Source organism: Geminicoccus harenae, assembly GCF_019800005.1.
Taxonomy (GTDB): domain Bacteria; phylum Pseudomonadota; class Alphaproteobacteria; order Geminicoccales; family Geminicoccaceae; genus Geminicoccus; species Geminicoccus harenae.
In genome coordinates, this window is sequence record NZ_JABGCL010000012.1 from 55,838 (window position 1) to 71,502 (window position 15,665).

13 protein-coding genes and 1 riboswitch are annotated in these 15,665 nt (G+C 70.7%); of the genes, 9 read left to right on the forward strand and 4 right to left on the reverse strand.

The features are described 5' to 3' along the window. Position 1: 1 nt before the first annotated feature. Entirely contained in the window at positions 2-637 is a 636-nt protein-coding gene (locus tag HLA95_RS13210) for an HAD family hydrolase (RefSeq protein ID WP_191059895.1), read from the reverse strand. Positions 638-775: 138 nt separating this feature from the next. Here HLA95_RS13210 and ddpX point away from each other — a divergent pair, with 138 nt between their 5' ends. The 3 genes from ddpX to HLA95_RS13225 all read left to right on the forward strand — a co-directional run bounded on the left by ddpX (position 776) and on the right by HLA95_RS13225 (position 2,530). Continuing rightward, positions 776-1,330, forward strand: a complete 555-nt coding sequence (gene ddpX / locus HLA95_RS13215; RefSeq protein ID WP_191059894.1) for a D-alanyl-D-alanine dipeptidase — start codon at positions 776-778, stop codon at positions 1,328-1,330. A 73-nt stretch (positions 1,331-1,403) separates the two neighbouring features. After that, positions 1,404-1,565: riboswitch (FMN riboswitch) on the forward strand. 68 nt (positions 1,566-1,633) lie between these two features. Next, on the forward strand, positions 1,634-2,104 hold the full coding sequence (locus HLA95_RS13220; protein WP_191059893.1) for a 6,7-dimethyl-8-ribityllumazine synthase: 471 nt from the start codon (positions 1,634-1,636) through the stop codon (positions 2,102-2,104). A 69-nt stretch (positions 2,105-2,173) separates the two neighbouring features. Further along, positions 2,174-2,530 (forward strand): YbaN family protein, encoded by a 357-nt coding sequence (locus tag HLA95_RS13225; RefSeq protein WP_191059892.1) that lies wholly within the window; start codon positions 2,174-2,176, stop codon positions 2,528-2,530. Positions 2,531-2,543: 13 nt separating this feature from the next. Here the strand turns inward: HLA95_RS13225 and HLA95_RS13230 are convergent, their stop codons facing one another. Continuing rightward, positions 2,544-3,644 carry an NAD(P)/FAD-dependent oxidoreductase gene (locus HLA95_RS13230; RefSeq protein WP_191059891.1) on the reverse strand — a complete coding sequence of 367 codons (1,101 nt, stop codon included), beginning with the start codon at positions 3,642-3,644 and terminating at the stop codon, positions 2,544-2,546. 206 nt (positions 3,645-3,850) lie between these two features. Here HLA95_RS13230 and HLA95_RS28840 point away from each other — a divergent pair, with 206 nt between their 5' ends. From HLA95_RS28840 to HLA95_RS13245, 3 genes are all read left to right on the forward strand, one after another. Next, complete coding sequence (locus HLA95_RS28840; protein ID WP_191059890.1) at positions 3,851-5,227, forward strand: sensor histidine kinase; 1,377 nt, start codon at positions 3,851-3,853, stop codon at positions 5,225-5,227. Further along, a complete protein-coding gene (locus HLA95_RS13240; protein ID WP_222183599.1) occupies positions 5,224-6,636 on the forward strand; it encodes a sigma-54-dependent transcriptional regulator in 1,413 nt (470 codons plus the stop codon). Before HLA95_RS28840 ends, HLA95_RS13240 begins: the two co-directional genes overlap by 4 nt. A gap of 177 nt (positions 6,637-6,813) precedes the next feature. Next, complete coding sequence (locus HLA95_RS13245) at positions 6,814-7,194, forward strand: hypothetical protein (protein WP_191059889.1); 381 nt, start codon at positions 6,814-6,816, stop codon at positions 7,192-7,194. Positions 7,195-7,233: 39 nt separating this feature from the next. Here the strand turns inward: HLA95_RS13245 and ggt are convergent, their stop codons facing one another. Continuing rightward, complete coding sequence (gene ggt, locus HLA95_RS29820; RefSeq protein WP_370467489.1) at positions 7,234-8,979, reverse strand: gamma-glutamyltransferase; 1,746 nt, start codon at positions 8,977-8,979, stop codon at positions 7,234-7,236. A 1,480-nt stretch (positions 8,980-10,459) separates the two neighbouring features. On the opposite strand from ggt, the gene HLA95_RS13255 reads away from it, so the two are divergent. Together HLA95_RS13255 and HLA95_RS29130 are read left to right on the forward strand one after the other, a co-directional pair. Continuing rightward, positions 10,460-11,410 carry a cation diffusion facilitator family transporter gene (locus HLA95_RS13255; protein WP_191062194.1) on the forward strand — a complete coding sequence of 317 codons (951 nt, stop codon included), beginning with the start codon at positions 10,460-10,462 and terminating at the stop codon, positions 11,408-11,410. Positions 11,411-11,546: 136 nt separating this feature from the next. Continuing rightward, positions 11,547-13,484: an adenylate/guanylate cyclase domain-containing protein gene (locus tag HLA95_RS29130; RefSeq protein ID WP_222183601.1), complete on the forward strand. Its 1,938-nt coding sequence runs from the start codon at positions 11,547-11,549 to the stop codon at positions 13,482-13,484. A 13-nt stretch (positions 13,485-13,497) separates the two neighbouring features. On the opposite strand, the gene HLA95_RS13265 is transcribed toward HLA95_RS29130, so the two are convergent. Further along, positions 13,498-14,520 (reverse strand): GGDEF domain-containing protein, encoded by a 1,023-nt coding sequence (locus HLA95_RS13265; protein ID WP_191060869.1) that lies wholly within the window; start codon positions 14,518-14,520, stop codon positions 13,498-13,500. A 208-nt stretch (positions 14,521-14,728) separates the two neighbouring features. On the opposite strand from HLA95_RS13265, the gene HLA95_RS13270 reads away from it, so the two are divergent. Beyond that, a complete protein-coding gene (locus tag HLA95_RS13270; RefSeq protein WP_191060870.1) occupies positions 14,729-15,601 on the forward strand; it encodes an SDR family oxidoreductase in 873 nt (290 codons plus the stop codon). The last annotated feature ends 64 nt before the right edge of the window (positions 15,602-15,665 follow it).

Sequence of the window (15,665 nt, forward strand, 5' to 3'; positions counted from 1 at the left end):
CTCAGGCCGCCCTGGCCAGAAGACCCTGCCCGATCAGGAAGTCCCGCAGGGTGCTCGGATCGGTGAAGCGATGCGCGATCCAGCCGCGCGCCGTGGCCGCCGCCACGTTGGCCGGATTGTCGTCGATGAACACGAGCCGATCCGGCGCCTTGCCGAGATCGGTCTCGACATGGGCGAAGATGCGCGGATCGGGCTTGATCAGCCGCAATTCGCCGGAGACGTAGACCTTCTCGAACTGCTCGAAGAACGGGTAGCCCGGGTCGTGGCGCACCAGCGGCAGGGTTTCCACCGACCAGTTGGTCAGCGCCACCAGATGGGTGCCGCGCGCCGCCAGCTCGTCCAGGATCTCGACCGTGCCGTGGATCGGGCCCTTGATCATCTCGATCCAGCGCGTCTTCCAGGCCCGAAGCGGTACGTCCAGATGCGGGTGGAGTGCCAGGAGCTCGGCAATGCCCTCGTCCATCGGCCGGCCGGCATCGAACTTCTCGTTCCACTCGCCGGTGGCCACGTCGGCCAGGAACCGCTCCATCGCGGCCGCGTCGTCGAACATGGTCCGGTAGAGATAACGCGGGTTCCAGTCGATCAGCACGCCGCCCAGGTCGAACACGACCGTCTTCTGGCTGTCATTTCTCGCCAAGCGCTTCGTCCCCGCATGATCGGACCGTCTCGCCGCTACGACCGGCCCATGACTTCGGCAAGCGGCTTCTCGACGTCCATGCGACGGTACGGCATCTTGCGAAAGCTCCAGTCACCTCCGGACCACACCTGCCCGCCCATGCCACTCGTCCCGATCGACCGTGGCCGCCATGAGGTCGAGATCGACCTGCGCTACGCCACGGAGCGCAACTTCACCGGAAAGCCGGTCTATGCTCGCGCTTTGCCGCTCCTGCACCAGGATGCCCTGGCGGCGCTGGAACGCGCCATTGCCCAGGCCAAAGGGCTGGGCCTGCGGCTCAAGCTGCTCGACCTGTACCGGCCGCCCGAGGCGCAGTGGCAGCTCTGGGCACACACGCCCGACCCGGAGTTCCTGGCCGTACCCTGGCGCGGCTCGCCGCACGGCCGCGGCGTGGCGGTCGACCTGACGCTGGTGGACGCCGAGGGCCAGGAGCTCGACATGGGCACCGAGTTCGACGCCTTCACCCCACGCTCCCACCATGGCGATGCCGGCGTCTCGCCCGAGGCGCAGCGCAACCGCCTGCTCCTCCTGGGGCTGATGACCACCGCGGGCTTCGACTTCTATCGCGCCGAATGGTGGCACTATCAGCTGTTCGACGCCCGCGCCCGCTACCCGCTGATCGCCGATGGCGCTGCGGCGCCCCGGATGATGTGATCCTGCCCGCCGCGGCTTGCCAGGACGCGTGCCGCCGACCTATGGCTGCGGTGCCCGCTTGAATGGAGGCGGGCGATGATCTCGGGGCGGGGTGGAAGTCCCCACCGGCGGTGATCGGATCGGTTGCGGCCGGTCTGCGAGCCCGCGAGCGCCTGCCGTTCTTTGGCGGCAGGGTCAGCAGATTCCGGTGCGATCCCGGAGCCGACGGTCACAGTCCGGATGCAAGAGATCGGTGGCGGGCAGATGGATCCTTCGGATCCGGACGCCGGCCCTGCGTCTGCCCTGGTCGGTGCATCGGCAGCCATGGGAGCCGCGTTCGTGGACCAGTCCTCTTCCCGCTTCGCCTTCATCCAGTCCTGCTGGCACAAGGAGATCGTCGACCAGTGCCGCGACGGCTTCCTCGCGCGCATGGCCGATGGCGGGGTACAGGCCGGCTCGATCGACCAGTTCGAGGTGCCCGGCGCCTTCGAGATCCCGCTCCACGCCAAGCTCCTGGCGAAGTCCGGCCGCTACCGGGCCGTGATCGCGGCCGGCATGGTGGTGGATGGCGGCATCTACCGGCACGAGTTCGTGGCCCAGGCCGTGATCTCCGGGCTCATGCAGGTCCAGCTCGAGACGCTGGTGCCGGTGCTCTCGGCGGTGCTCACCCCGCAGCATTTCCACGAGCACGGCACCCACCACGACTTCTTCTTCCAGCACTTCCGCATCAAGGGCCGCGAGGTGGCCGAGGCCTGCCTGGGCGTGACCGCTGCCCTGGCGAAGCTGCCGGGCTGAGGCAGCGCCGCGGCGCTTGAATCCCGCTGCGCGCGCGCGCAGGCTCGCCGTCCACGGCAAGGGCTTGCGATGCGGCGTGGCGGCTTTCTCGCGCTGGGCTACCTCATGGTCGGGCTGGGCTTCGTTGGGATCTTTCTGCCGGTCCTGCCGACCACCCCGTTCCTGATCCTGGCGGCCGGCTGCTTTGCCCGCTCCTCGCCCAGGCTGGAGACGTGGCTCCTCCAGCACCCGCGGTTCGGGCCGCTCCTGCGGCAGTGGCGCGAGCGCGGCGCCATTCCCAGGCGGGCCAAGCTCATGGCCTGCCTGGGCATGACGGCAGGCTTCGCCGTCTTCTGGTTCGCCAGCCGTCCCGGCCTGCCGGTGGCGGGCCTGGTCGCACTGCTGATGCTGACCGGGGCAGCCTACGTGCTGACCCGCCCGAGCTGAGCGGGCCGGCGTTTCAGGGCCGGAAGGGTGTGATCAGCGGCGAGGGCGGCTCGCCCAGCACCTGGTCGGCCAGGAGCCGCGACGAGCCGGGACCGAGCGTCAGGCCGCTCGGTCCCAAACCGTTGCCGACGAACAGGCCGCCGATACCGGGCAGCGCGCCCAGCAACGGGTTGCCCGTCAGGCTCATCGGCCGAAAGCCGATCCGGGTCTCGAGCAGGGTGGCGCTGGCCAGGCCCGGCGCCACGCGCAGCGCCTGGCCCAGCACCTCGTGCAGGCCGCCGGCGGTCACCCGGTGGTCGAAGCCGGAGCCGGTTTCGCGGGTGGCACCCGCCACCACCCGGGAATCGTCGAAGGCCAGGAGATAGTGGTCGGTCTCGGCCGGTAGCAGCACCGGCCAGGCGGAGGTGTCCACGCCCGGCAGGCGCAGATGCACGATCTGGCCGCGCTGGGGTGCCACCGGAAGGTCCACGCCGAAGGGCGCCAGCAGCCGGGAGGCCCAGGCACCCGCGCAGATCACCACCGCATCCGCCTCGATCCGCTCGCCATCGGCGATGATCCCGACCGCCCGGCCACCTTCCACCAGGAGTTCCGCATGGCCGCGCCGCCAGCGGGCGCCGTGCCGGATCGAGGCGCGTTCCAGGGCAGAAGCCAGAAGCCGCCCGTCCAGCCGGGCAGCGCCGCTCACGTGCAGTGCCGAGAGCTGCCGGTCGACCGGCGGGAACAGTTCCTGCACCGTGGCCGGCGCCAGCCGCTCGACGGTGTCGATCTCGGGCGCGGTCTCGGCGCGGCGACGCACCAGCGCCTCGGCCCGATCCAGCACCGCCGGATCCGCCGACAGCAGCAGGGCGCCGACCTTGCGGTAGCCGAGCTCGGTTTCGCCGTCCTCGGCAAGGGCCGGGACGAGCTCGGCGTAATAGGCGGCCGAGGCGCGTGCCAGCGCGTAATAGGCCGGATCGTGGTCCCTGCGGATCCACGGGCAGATGATGCCGGCACCGGCCGAGGTCGCTCGGCCGGGATCGGCACGCTCCACCACGACGACGTCCGCACCCTTGCGGGCCAGGTGGTAGGCGGTGCCGGCACCCATGATGCCGCCGCCCACGACCGCGATCTTCATGCTGACAACTCCCGTCCGCGCCCGTCACGGCCGTGCCGTGCCTCGATCCTCCGGCAGCGGACCTGCTGCACCATAATGGGGTAGTGCCCGCGCGTCGCCGCGCCATGCGGGCGCGGAACATTGTCGCGCAGGCCAGCCTTACCGGCTAGATTGGCAGGATAGTTGGCGCGGAAACGCGTCGCCATTTTAAGTATTGTCGAGAGTTCATGATGTCCTCGGCAGCGGTCGGCGCAGGCAACAAGGCGCCCACGTTCAACCTCGTGCGCTGGTTCGGCCTGGTCAGCGCCTGCGCGATCATCGTGCTGGCCGGCATCGCCGCCTGGTCGATGCAACGGTTCATGACGGAGAACATCCTGGCCCGCGACGCCGAGACCATGATGCTGTTCATCAACAGCATCGTGCAGGACGAGCAGGCCGAGGGCTACTTCCTGGGCGAGGCACCGGCCAGGGGCGACCGCCATGTCGGGGATTTCTATGCCCATCTGGGCAACATGCCGGGCGTGCTGCGGGCCAATGCCTATAATCTCGGCCGGCAGGTCATCTGGTCGACCGACCCCAGCCTGGTCGGCCGTGTGGAGACCCACAATGTCGAGCTGGAGCGGGCGCTGGGCGGCCGGCCGGTAGTCGAGAGCGGCTATGCCGGGTCGCACGACAAGCCGGAGCATGCCGGCCTCGCGGAAAGCGGCACGTTCTTCGTCGAGAACTATCTGCCGATCTGGTCGCGCTCCGGCGGGCCCAGGGTGATCGGGGTGGTCGAGGTGTACCGCACGCCGGAAGCCCTGGCCCATGCGATCCATCGCGGGCGGCAAATGGTGATCGCGGGCGCGGTCGGCGCCGGCCTCGTGCTCTACTGCGCCCTGTTCTGGCTGATCGCCCGCGCGGCACGGCTGATCGAGGCCCAGCAGCGCGAGCTCATCGCGACCCGTACGCTGGCCGCATCCGGCGAGGTCGCGTCTGCCGTGGCCCATGGCCTGCGCAACCCGCTGGCGGCGATCCGTTCGGCCGCGGAACTCTCGCTGGACGGAGATCCGGCCGAGCAGCAGCGGCTCCTGCGCGAGATCATCGCGGATACCGACCGGCTGGAAGAATGGGTGCGTGAATATCTGCACTATGCCCGGGCCGAGGCGGTCGAGCCGGAGCCGCTGCCCCTGGGACCGGCGCTGGAGCGCTGCCTGGCGCAGATCGCCGCCCAGTGCCGCCAGCGCGGCATCGAGGTGGATGTGCGCCTGGCGCCCGACCTGCCGCCCTGCCTGGCCGAGCCTTTGCTGCTCGGCCAGGCAGTCTCGAGCCTCCTGACCAATGCGGTGGAGGCGATGCCGGATGGCGGCAGGCTCAGTGTGGAGGCACGGCTCAAGGGCGAGATCCACATCCTCGTGCGCGTCATGGACACCGGCCCTGGGATGAGCAGCACGGAACTGCAGAGCGCGTTCCTGCCCTATTACAGCCGCAAGCCCGGCGGGCTCGGCCTGGGGCTGCCGCTCGCCCGGCAGATCGCCCAGCGCCTAGGCGGCAGCCTGGATCTCATGAGCCTGCCCGGACAGGGCACCGAGGCGCGTCTCTTGCTGCTGGGAGCCGGTTCGTGAACGGTGCCGCCATCCTGATCATCGACGACGAGGAGCGCCTCGCCCGCAACATGGCGAGCTATCTCGAGCGCGAGGGCCATGCCGTGCGCGTGGCGCTCAGCGCCGAGCAGGGGCTGGCGGAGGTCGCCGATTTCAGGCCCGACCTCGTGCTGCTCGACCTGCGGCTGCCGGGCATGGACGGGATGGAGGCGCTTCGGCGCTTTCGCGAGCTGGATCCGGACCTGCGCGTCGTGATGATGACGGCGCACGGCAACGTCCAGAACGCCGTCGATGCGCTGAAGGCGGGCGCCTACGACTATGTCACCAAGCCCTTGATCCTGCGCGACCTGAAGCGGCTGGTGGACAAGATTTCCACCGACGATCGGATCGCCAGCACGCTCAGCTATTACCAGCATCGCGATGCGCGCGGCAGCGGCCTGGACCGGATCGTCGGCGCCTCGCCGGCGGTGCTGCGGCTCAAGGACGAGATCTCCCGGCTGGCCCACGGCGAGCGGCAGATGGCGGGCGGCCTGCCGCCGCCGCCGGTGCTGGTGGTCGGCGAGACCGGCACCGGCAAGGAGCTGATCGCCCGGGCGATCCATTTCGAGGGGCCGCGTGCCGCCGCACCCTTCATCGAGATCAACTGCGCGGCCCTGCCGGCCGCATTGATCGAGGACGAGCTGTTCGGCCACGAGCGCGGGGCCTTCACCGATGCCAAGGAGCGCAAGCTGGGCCTGGTGGAGGCGGCCGATGGCGGCACGCTGTTCCTGGACGAGATCGGCGACATGGACCTGTCGCTCCAGGCCAAGGTGCTGCGCTTGCTCGAGGACCGCCGCGTGCGGCGGCTGGGGGCGGTGCGCGACCGAGCGATCGACGTCCGGATCGTGGCGGCGACCAACCAGCCCCTGGAGGAACTGGTGCGTGCCGGCCGCTTCCGCACCGACCTGTATTTCCGCCTGCGGATCGTGGCGCTGAGCGTGCCCAGCCTGCGCGAACGCGGCAGCGACGTGCAACTCCTCGCCCGCCATTTCCTGGACCAGGCCAAGGCGCGCTACCGCCGGCCAGAGCTGCATCTGAGCCCGCGGGCGGAGCAGGCACTGGGCAGCCACCACTGGCCGGGCAATGTCCGCGAGCTGCGCAACGTGATGGAGCACGCGGCCCTGCTGGCGCCGGGTCCCGAGATCGGCCCGGAATCGCTGATCCTCTCCTCGCTCGGCAAGGAGGACGCCCGGGCCACGCCGGCCGCCGCGGACGGGTCGATCGGCCTGCCCGAGGCCGGCATCGACCTGGAGGCCATGGAGCGCAGCTTCATGCAGCAGGCGCTGGAGCGCACCAACTGGAACGTGACCGCGGCGGCCAAGCTGCTGGGGCTCGGCCGCGACGCCCTGCGCTACCGGGTGGAGAAGCTGGCGCTCACCAAGCCCGGCTGATCCGGCAGGGCGGCGGGCCGCCGGTGGGTGAGACCACCCGCCGGATTGGGGCATATCACCCACACGGCTCCGCTCCGACGACGGCAGGTTCCGGTAAATCCTTGAGCAGGCTGACTGTTTTCCGGTGGCACACCGATTGCTGCCGGGCATCCACGAAGCCTTCAGGGAAACGCCTCGATGCATGTCTATGCTGGCCCGGGCAGGGCGACTGCCTCCTACTCCCGGATCCGCCCGTCGCCAGCGCCCTCCACCGTGGCGCGACCGGTCCTGGCACGAAGCGGCAGAACTGTCGCCACGGCGCATGGCGGGCTGCTGATCACCTTCGAGGGCGGGGCAGGCATCACCGTGTCGATCAGCCCGCGCAAGGTCGTCTTCACCTGCCATGTCCCGCTGCGGGCACGCCAGAAGCTGAGCGGCTACGTCCTGATGCCACGCACGCCGGAGCGGCCCAGTACCGCCGGCGGCTACCTGGCGAAGGTGACCCGGGTCAGGCCGGTGGCGGGCACCAACGTGTTCGAGGTCACGGCGCGCTTCCTGTGGCCCAGGGCCGACGCCTGAGCGGGTGCTGCCGCATGCCGGCCCTGCCCGGCCGCCGTCTCACTCGCCGGCGGCCGCACCCTCGCGGCGCGGGTCGACGCCGCTCTCCAGCCCGGTGGGGCTAAGCCGGATCGCGTGCAGGCCGCTGTTCAGCGGCTTGACCTGGACCTCCTGGCCGCGTGCCCGCAGCGCCGCCTCGAAATCCGCCGCCTCGGTATCGGCCTCCAGCTCGACCGGGCCGTTGCGGCTGAGCACATGGCCCATCGCCACCGCCGCCTGCGGATCCATGCCCCAGTCCAGGATCGCGACCAGGGCCTGGGCGACATAGCCGATGATCTGGCTGCCGCCGGGTGAGCCGATCAGCAGGACCGGGGCGCCGGCCCGGTCGAACACGATGGTGGGCGCCATCGAGCTGCGTGGCCGCTTGCCCGGCTCCAGCCGGTTGGCGACCGGCCGGCCATTCTCCTCGGGCGCAAAGGCGAAGTCGGTCAGCTCGTTGTTGAGCAGGAAGCCGCCCGCCATCAGCCGGCTGCCGAAGCCGCTCTCGATCGTGGTCGTCATCGACACGGCGTTGCCGGCGGCGTCGACCACCACGAGCTGCGAGGTGCCGGGCAGCTTGTCGCTCTCGTCGGGTGCCAGGAGCGTAGCCTCGCGCCAGGGCGGGTTGCCGGCCTCGGCCTTGGCGATCGAGCGGTCCAGCGCGATCCCTTGCGCGCGGGCGGTCAGATAGGCCTGGTCGAGCAGGCCGCGCACGGGAACCTGGATGAAGTCGCTGTCGGCGAGGTAGAGGTTGCGGTCGGCGAAGGCGAGCTTGGAGGCTTCCACCAGCACCTGCATGCCATCTGCGGTCGGCCCCAGCCCGGCCATGTCGAAATGCTCGAGCAGGCCCAGGATCTGCAGCACGGCAATGCCGCCGGAACTGGGCGGGCCCATGCCGCACACCCGGTACACGCGGTAGGGCCGGCAGACCGGGTCGCGCAGGACCACCCGGTAGTCGGCCAGATCCTGCATGGTCAGGGTCGCGGGGTTGCGCGCGGCGCCGGCGACCGCCGCCACGATCTCCTCGCCGATGGCACCCTGGTAGAACGGTGCAGAGCCCGCCGCCGCGATCCGCCGCAGGGTCCGGGTGAAGGCCGGGTTGCGCAGCACGCTCCCGGCAGCACGCGGCGGGCCGTCCTCCTGGAGGAAATAGGCGCGCGCCTCGGGAAACTCGGCCAGTCCGGTGCGGCTGTCCGCGATGGCGCCGGCAAGGCGCGGGGAGATCGGGAAACCCTTCTCCGCCAGCCGGATCGCCGGTGCCACCAGTTCCGCCCAGGGAAGCCAGCCGTGCAGCCGGTGCGCCAGCTCCAGCAGGGCCAGCGTGCCCGGCACGCCCACCGAGTGGCCGCCCGGCACTGCGTCCGTGAACGGCATGGGCTGGCCGTCCGGCCCGAGGAACCGGTCCGGGATGGCTGCGGCCGGTGCGGTCTCACGGCCATCGAAGCTGGTGAGCTCGCCCGCTTCCGCGTTCCAGTGGAGCAGGAAGGCGCCGCCGCCGATCCCGGACGACTGGGGCTCCACTAGGTTCAGGACGAACTGCGCGGCGATCATGGCGTCCACGGCACTGCCGCCCTTGGCGAGCACGTCCCGGCCGGCCTCGGTCGCCAGCGGATTGGCGGTCACGATCATCTGCCGCCCGGCGGTCACCGCCGGCGTCGCCGCCGAGCGGCCGCTCGGCAGTTCCGGCGGCGGCCGATCATCCGCCAGTGCTGCGCCCGGCAGGAGCAGCAGGCCCAGCGCCGTGAAGCCGGCGGACCGCCATGGCAGGAACGACAGGAACCCGCCGGAAAGGTGGCGGATCCGGCGCTTGAGCAGGAAGGAGACGGCATTCCCGGACAGGGAAAGGAGGAGGCCGCCCAGGCTGGTCGCCAGCGCTGCGAGCCAGCCGCCGGTGGTGAGCCAGGCCCGCTTGCCGGCGCGGTAGACGCGGAAGGCCTGCCGGGTCTGCTTGCCGAGCGTGGCCAGTACCGGCTCGGTGTTCTTGCCGAGCGCCTGGGCCACCCGCCGGTAGAATGGCAGGTCGGCCAGCCGGTCGGCCTGCCCGAGCACGCCTAGGGCAGCACCGGTGCCGGCGGCGCGCTGGATCCGGTAGAGCTCGGTGCCGACCTGGCCCAGCTCGCCTGCCACCTCGGTGCGGATCAGGCGCGCGGCCGTCGCAGGCGCCAGGTCGAGATTTGCGGCGGCACGCTTGGCCGCCGGCAGGTCGACCAGCCGGGCGGCGAGCCGGCGGATGTCGGCGCCGACCCCGGCGCTCACCCTGGCAAAACGGGCACCCGTCTTGAGCACGGCCTTGCCGAACCGTGCCGGGATTGCCTGGGCCGGTGCCAGGAAGGCAGCCGCGGTGAGCCCGAGCCCTGCCACGGACAGGCCCAGTACCAGCTCGTCCGGCTGCTCGGCCATTCCGAGCTGATAGACGATGTCGCGCAGGTCCCCGGCCGGCGTGAGGTCGACGGCCAGGGCGCCGGCCAGGCCGCTCAGCGATTCGCCCTGCCCGGTCACTCCGCCGCGCAGGGCATCCCAGGAGTTGCGCAGGAGCGTGGCCTGCCAGCCGGTAGCCTCGGCCAGCGCCTCACGAGTGGCGGGCAGCAGCGGCCGCCCCGCCAGATCGGCGGCGGCGGCATGGATCCGGGCATGCTCGACATCGCCGCGCGCCAGCGCCTCCCCGATCACCTGGTCGAACTCGGTGCCGGCCGCCACCCGGGCGAACTGGCCCAGGAGCGTGTCGGCGATCGCCCGGTCGTCGGCGGGCAGCTCCACCAGCGGATGGGCCACGACCTGGTCCACCACCTGGGCCAGCCGTTCGGCCGCGACGAGGCACAGGGCGAGCGAGGCCAATGCCAGGCCCAGCCGCAGGCCGATGACGCGGAGCGAGCAGCGCCGGTCAGCGGCGTGGAGCCGCCGGCACCGCAGCCAGGCAAGCGCGCTCGCCATGAAGGAGAGCAGCAGCGGTACGCGGTACCAGACGTCCCAGTGCCGGATCAGGCGCCAGCCATCCGGCACCGTTCCCTGGAGCAGCGCCTGCGCTCCGGGCCACGACCAGTCCGCCAGAGAATAGGCGGCCAGGAGCCAGGGCAGGGCCAGCAGCACCAGGAACAGGCTCGACCACGCCCTGAACCACCAAGTCGCTGCGCGTTCGCGAGCCTGCTCGTCAGGGTGCGCGGCCACCGCCTTCATCTTCCCGTCCCATCAACGGAAACCCCGGCCGGCACGCGGGCGTTGCACGAAGCATCCCCGAGGAAAGGCGACGATGGCGGCGCACGCCGGCTCGAACAAGGTGATCTATGCGGCGCTGCTCGGCAACCTCCTGATCGCGATCACCAAGTTCGGGGCGGCGGGCTTCACCGGCAGCTCGGCGATGCTGAGCGAGGGGGTGCATTCGCTGGTCGACACCGGCAATGAGATCCTGCTGCTCTACGGGCTGCGCCGGGCGCGGCGGCCGCCGGACCGGACCCATCCCCTGGGCCCCGGGCGCGAGATCTATTTCTGGAGCTTCATCGTGGCGCTCCTGGTCTTCGCGCTGGGTGCGGGCGTCTCGATCTACGAGGGCATCTCCCACGTCCTGGCGCCGCATCCGGTCGAGAACGTCCATGTGAACTACGTGGTGCTGCTGCTCTCCATCCTGTTCGAGGGGTATAGCTGGCGCGTGGCGCTCAAGGAGTTCCGGCGGGAGAAGGGGAAGCTCGGCTATCTCGCGGCGGTGCGGCGGAGCAAGGACCCTACCACCTTCACCGTGCTGTTCGAGGACAGCGCGGCCCTGCTCGGCCTGATCATCGCGCTCACCGGCATCACGCTGGCCCAGTTGCTGGCCATGCCGGAACTGGACGGGGTCGCCTCCATCGGGATCGGACTGGTGCTCACCGCCACCGCGGTCTTCCTGGCGCGGGAAAGCAAGGGGCTCCTGATGGGCGAGCCGGCCCTGCCGGAGGTGCAGCGTTCGATCCTGGCGATCGCGAGGCAGGACCCGGCGGTCGAGCGGGCCAATGGCGTGCTCACCGTGCAGATGGGTCCCGACCAAGTGGTGGTGGCGATCAGCGTGGACTTTGCCGACGAACTGCAGGCCACCGCGATCGAGGAATGCGTCGAGCGGCTGGAACAGGCGCTCAAGGCGGCCCATCCGGAGATCGCCGACATCTTCGTCAAGCCGCAGACCGCCGGCCGCTGGCAGGCGGCCCGCCAGAAGCTCGATCAGGTCGGGTGAGGTCAGGTACGGGCGCCGCCATGCGCGGTTGCAGGACCGATGACGGTTCGATGATTGTGGTGCATGGTCGGCCCACCGGGAACGAGGGCGTTCCCGGCGGCACCTGGACCGGCATGGACATCGCGGCAGTCTGGCAGTGGTCGTCGTCGTGCATCCGGCGCTCCGCATCCGCAGCGCCGCGGCGGCCTGCATGATCGGAGCGGATGCGTCGGCGGCGCGACAGGCGCGGCGGCGGCGAGCGTGGCGGCGGGTGCGGCCGCCCAGCATGTCGATCGCGGTGGCGCTCCTGGTCACCACCACGCTCCTGCTGTCGGTGGCGGTGGGCTTCGTGCTGTTCGCGGGCTACCGGATCGCCCAGCTCAATACGACCGAGCTGGTGCGCGCCCGCTCGGAATTCCTGATCAGCTCGGTGGCCGAGCGGATCCGCGCCCATCTCGACCCGGTGCAGGCGCAACTGGAGTTCCTGGCCGCGCAGATGGAGCGCGAGGATCTCGACCTCCGCCACCCGGAAAAGCTGGGCGACCGGCTGCTCGCCTCGCTGGCGGCCGTACCCCAGGAAAGCGTGGTGGCGTTCGCCAGCCCGGAGCTGCAGGTGCTGCGCGCCTTCCGCAACCGGCCGGACACGCCGCTTTCCATCAATGACTGGCGGGAGGATCCGGGCTTCGAGGCGGCCATGGGCCAGGCTGCGGTGGCGACCGGCCCGTTCTGGGGCGAGCTCTACGTCACCGAGGGGCGCGAGATGCCCTTCATCAACCTGTTCGTCCCGGTCCGGCGGGACGGCGAGTTCATCGGCGCCCTGATCGCCGGCGTCACCACGGCCGAGCTGTCCGAGTTCCTCGGCATGCTGGCTGGCAGCCAGATGCGGCCCTTCATCCTCTACGGGCCGAACTCGGTGCTGGCCCACCCGGACCTGACCGAGGGATTCCCCGGGCTCAGCAATGAGCATCCGCTGCCGGACCTGGACGAACTGGGCGACCCGGTGCTGGCGAGGCTGTGGAGCCCGGACCCGGAATTCAAATCCGAGCGGGGGAGCACCTTCACCAACGACGCGGTGAGCGCCCGGATCGTCCAGGTGGACGGCGAGAGCTTCGTGTTCCTGCTCCAGGAGCTGGCGGGCTACGGGCAGCAGCCCTGGATCATCGGCACCTACCTGCCGGTGGAGGTGGCGGCACCCCAGCTCGATCGGCTGACTCACCTGCTCTGGATCGGCGGGCTCGTGCTGCTGGTCGGGCTGGGGCTGGCGCTGCTGATCGGCCGCAGCCTCAGCCAGCCGATCCGCGAGCTGGCGGAGGAGGCGAACCGGCTGCGCGAACTCAATTTCGACGCGCCACCGCCCCGGCTGCGCGGCATGTTCCGCGAGCTGAACGAGGCCGCGGCCGCCTATGACGCCATGGTCGGCGGGCTGCGCCTGTTCGCGACCTACGTGCCGCGCAGCCTCGTGCGCCGGCTGATGCGCCAGGGCTCGCCCAAGGCGATCACCTCGGTGGAGCGCGAGGTGACCGTCATGTTCACCGACATCGCGGGCTTCACCACGCTCTCCGAGCATCTGCCGGCCACCGAGGTGGCGACCTTCCTGAACCACCACTTCACCCTGATCGACCGCTGCGTGGAGGCGACCGAGGGCACCATCGACAAGTATATCGGCGACGCGATGATGGCGTTCTGGGGGGCTCCGGGCTCCCAGCCCGATCATGCCGAGCGAGCCTGCACCACCGCGCTGGAGGTGGCGCGGGTCCTGCGCCTGGACAACGAGGCACGCGGGGCGCAGGGGCTGGCGCCGGTCCAGGTGCGGATCGGGATCTGCAGCGGCCGCGCGGTGGTGGGCGATATCGGCGCGCCCAGCCGGGTCAACTACACGGTGGTGGGCGATGTCGTGAACGTGGCCGAGCGGCTGGAGGAGCACGCGCGTGGCGTGGGCAGGCCGGACGATGCGGTTACCGTCCTGCTGGCCGAGGGCACGGTGGCGCTGATCGGCGACCGCTTCCCGATCCGCTCGCTGGGCCACCAGGAACTGCGCGGCCGCCGCGAGCGGATCGAGATCTTCCACCTCGACACCGGCGACGATGCCAGGTGAGGCTCGCGGCCCGTCAGGCCGGTGCCTCGGCCGCGGTGACGACCCGGTTGCGGCCGCCGTTCTTGGCGAGATAGAGCGCCTGGTCGGCCCGCTCGATCAGAGCTTCGGGCGGCTCGTCGGCCCGGCCGGCGGCCACGCCGAACGATGCGGTGACCTTGCTCAGCGACAGCCCGCCCTTGGTGGTGATCTTGGCCATGCCCTCCAGCATGGTCCGCGCCCGCTCGGCGATGCCGGCGGCCTGGGCGAGCGTGGTATCGGACAGGAGGATCGCGAACTCCTCGCCGCCGTAGCGGGCGGCCAGGCCATGGCTGCCGGCGGCCTGGCGCAGGATCCGGGCAAACGCGACCAGGATCAGGTCGCCGGCCTTGTGCCCGTAGCTGTCGTTGAAGCGCTTGAAATGGTCGATGTCCGCGAGGATCAGGCCGGCTTCGGGATCCCGGCGCATCTCCTCGTCCAGGCAGCGCCGGTTGCCGATCCGGGTGAGCGGGTCGGTCCGTGACCGGACCCGCTCGACCTCGAAGCGCGCGCTGACCCGGGCGATGCTCTCCGTCGAGGCCTCGATGCGCTCGGTCACGCCGGCGCGCAGCCGGCTGTTCTCCTGCGCGAGTGCCGCGAACTCCTGGCAGATCCGCTCCAGCATGGCCCTGGCGGCAGCGTCGGCCGTGCCGGCGGCAGCGGCCAGCTCCGTGCCGATCCGGCGGAACCGGCTGTCATGGCCGGCCGTCGCATGGAGCAGGTCCGCGATCTCGGTGACGCTCCGTCCGAGGCTCCGGATCGTCTCGTCATAGTCCGCCAGCATCGGCTCGCTGCCGAAGTGATGGTGGTAGATCGCCTCGCAACGCGCGGGGCTGGCGGTGGCGGGGTCGGCCAGCATCGCCTGCACCTCCGCGGCGAGCTCGGGGAACTGGCCGGCATGGTAGGCGAACACGATGCTGTAGCTGGCCGGGAGCGGGGCGAGAGCGAGCTCGTCCAGGCTGGCCATGGTCAAGGCAGCGAGCCTGTCCGCGGCTTCCCGATCCAGAACGAGATGGAGCATGCCGAAAATCCAGCGGTGCAATATGTACAAGCGCATTTCCGCCAACGACGCGCTCTCGCGTCAACAAACTTCTACCTTTGGGTGACAAATGCCATCGGCGGAGTCGCGAGAAGCAATGGCGGGGCGGGCGCAACCTCGCCGGGGGCGGGCCGTTCTCCACGCAGCGCAACGCCGCCCCGCGAGGGGCCGAAGGCCAGGAGCAGAGCCGATGATTACCGACCCGAAGAACGACGCGCCCCAGCCGCCCCAGCCCAAGCAGCAGCAGGACATGCCGGGTGAGACCGGCAAGATGACGCCCAAGCCGGACCATGGCGAGGAAAGCTACCAGGGCAGCGGCCGGCTGGCGGGGCGGGCGGCGATCATCACCGGCGCCGATTCCGGCATCGGCCGCGCCGTCGCGATCGCGTTCGCCCGCGAGGGGGCGGATGTCCTGATCTCCTATTACAACGAGCACGAGGACGCGAAGGAGACCGCCCGCTGGGTGGAGCAGGCCGGTCGCAAGGCCGTGGTGGTCACCGGCGACATCAAGGAGGAGAGCCACTGCAAGGAGCTGGTGGCGCGGGCGCAGCAGGAGTTCGGCAAGCTCGACATCCTGGTCAACAACGCGGCGCACCAGGCGACCTTCGAGAAGATCGAGGACATCAGCGCGGAAGAATGGGACGTCACCTTCCGCACCAACCTCTACAGCCAGTTCTATTTGTGCAAGGCAGCGATCCCGCTGATGAAGCCGGGCAGCTCGATCATCAATACCAGCTCGATCAACGCCAAGAACCCGTCGCCGACGCTGCTGGCCTACGCCACCACCAAGGGTGCGATCGCCAATTTCACCGCAGGCCTGGCGGGCCTGGTGGCGGAGCGGGGCATCCGGGTCAACGCGGTGGCGCCGGGGCCGATCTGGACGCCGCTGATCCCCTCGACCATGCCGCCGGAGAAGGTCGAGAGCTTCGGCCAGAACACGCCGCTCGGCCGCGCCGGCCAGCCGGTCGAGCTGGCGCCCGCCTATGTGATGCTGGCCTCGCACGAGAGCAGCTACATCACCGGTGCCGTGATCCCGGTCACCGGCGGGCGGCCGATGCTCTGAGGCTGCGGCGGGCCAAAGGCCGGCCGGATCGGTCGGGAGCCGGCCGATCCGGCACGGCCTCGCA

What these genes read in the sequence shown, in the direction of transcription:
- HLA95_RS13245 (WP_191059889.1), top strand. Translation starts at nt 6,814, where the DNA reads ATGCATGTCTATGCTGGCCCGGGCAGGGCGACTGCCTCCTACTCCCGG.
- HLA95_RS13230 (WP_191059891.1), bottom strand. Translation starts at nt 3,644, where the DNA reads ATGAAGATCGCGGTCGTGGGCGGCGGCATCATGGGTGCCGGCACCGCC.
- ddpX (WP_191059894.1), top strand. Translation starts at nt 776, where the DNA reads ATGCCACTCGTCCCGATCGACCGTGGCCGCCATGAGGTCGAGATCGAC.
- HLA95_RS13220 (WP_191059893.1), top strand. Translation starts at nt 1,634, where the DNA reads ATGGGAGCCGCGTTCGTGGACCAGTCCTCTTCCCGCTTCGCCTTCATC.
- HLA95_RS13225 (WP_191059892.1), top strand. Translation starts at nt 2,174, where the DNA reads ATGCGGCGTGGCGGCTTTCTCGCGCTGGGCTACCTCATGGTCGGGCTG.
- HLA95_RS13270 (WP_191060870.1), top strand. Translation starts at nt 14,729, where the DNA reads ATGATTACCGACCCGAAGAACGACGCGCCCCAGCCGCCCCAGCCCAAG.
- HLA95_RS28840 (WP_191059890.1), top strand. Translation starts at nt 3,851, where the DNA reads ATGATGTCCTCGGCAGCGGTCGGCGCAGGCAACAAGGCGCCCACGTTC.
- HLA95_RS13255 (WP_191062194.1), top strand. Translation starts at nt 10,460, where the DNA reads ATGGCGGCGCACGCCGGCTCGAACAAGGTGATCTATGCGGCGCTGCTC.
- HLA95_RS13265 (WP_191060869.1), bottom strand. Translation starts at nt 14,520, where the DNA reads ATGCTCCATCTCGTTCTGGATCGGGAAGCCGCGGACAGGCTCGCTGCC.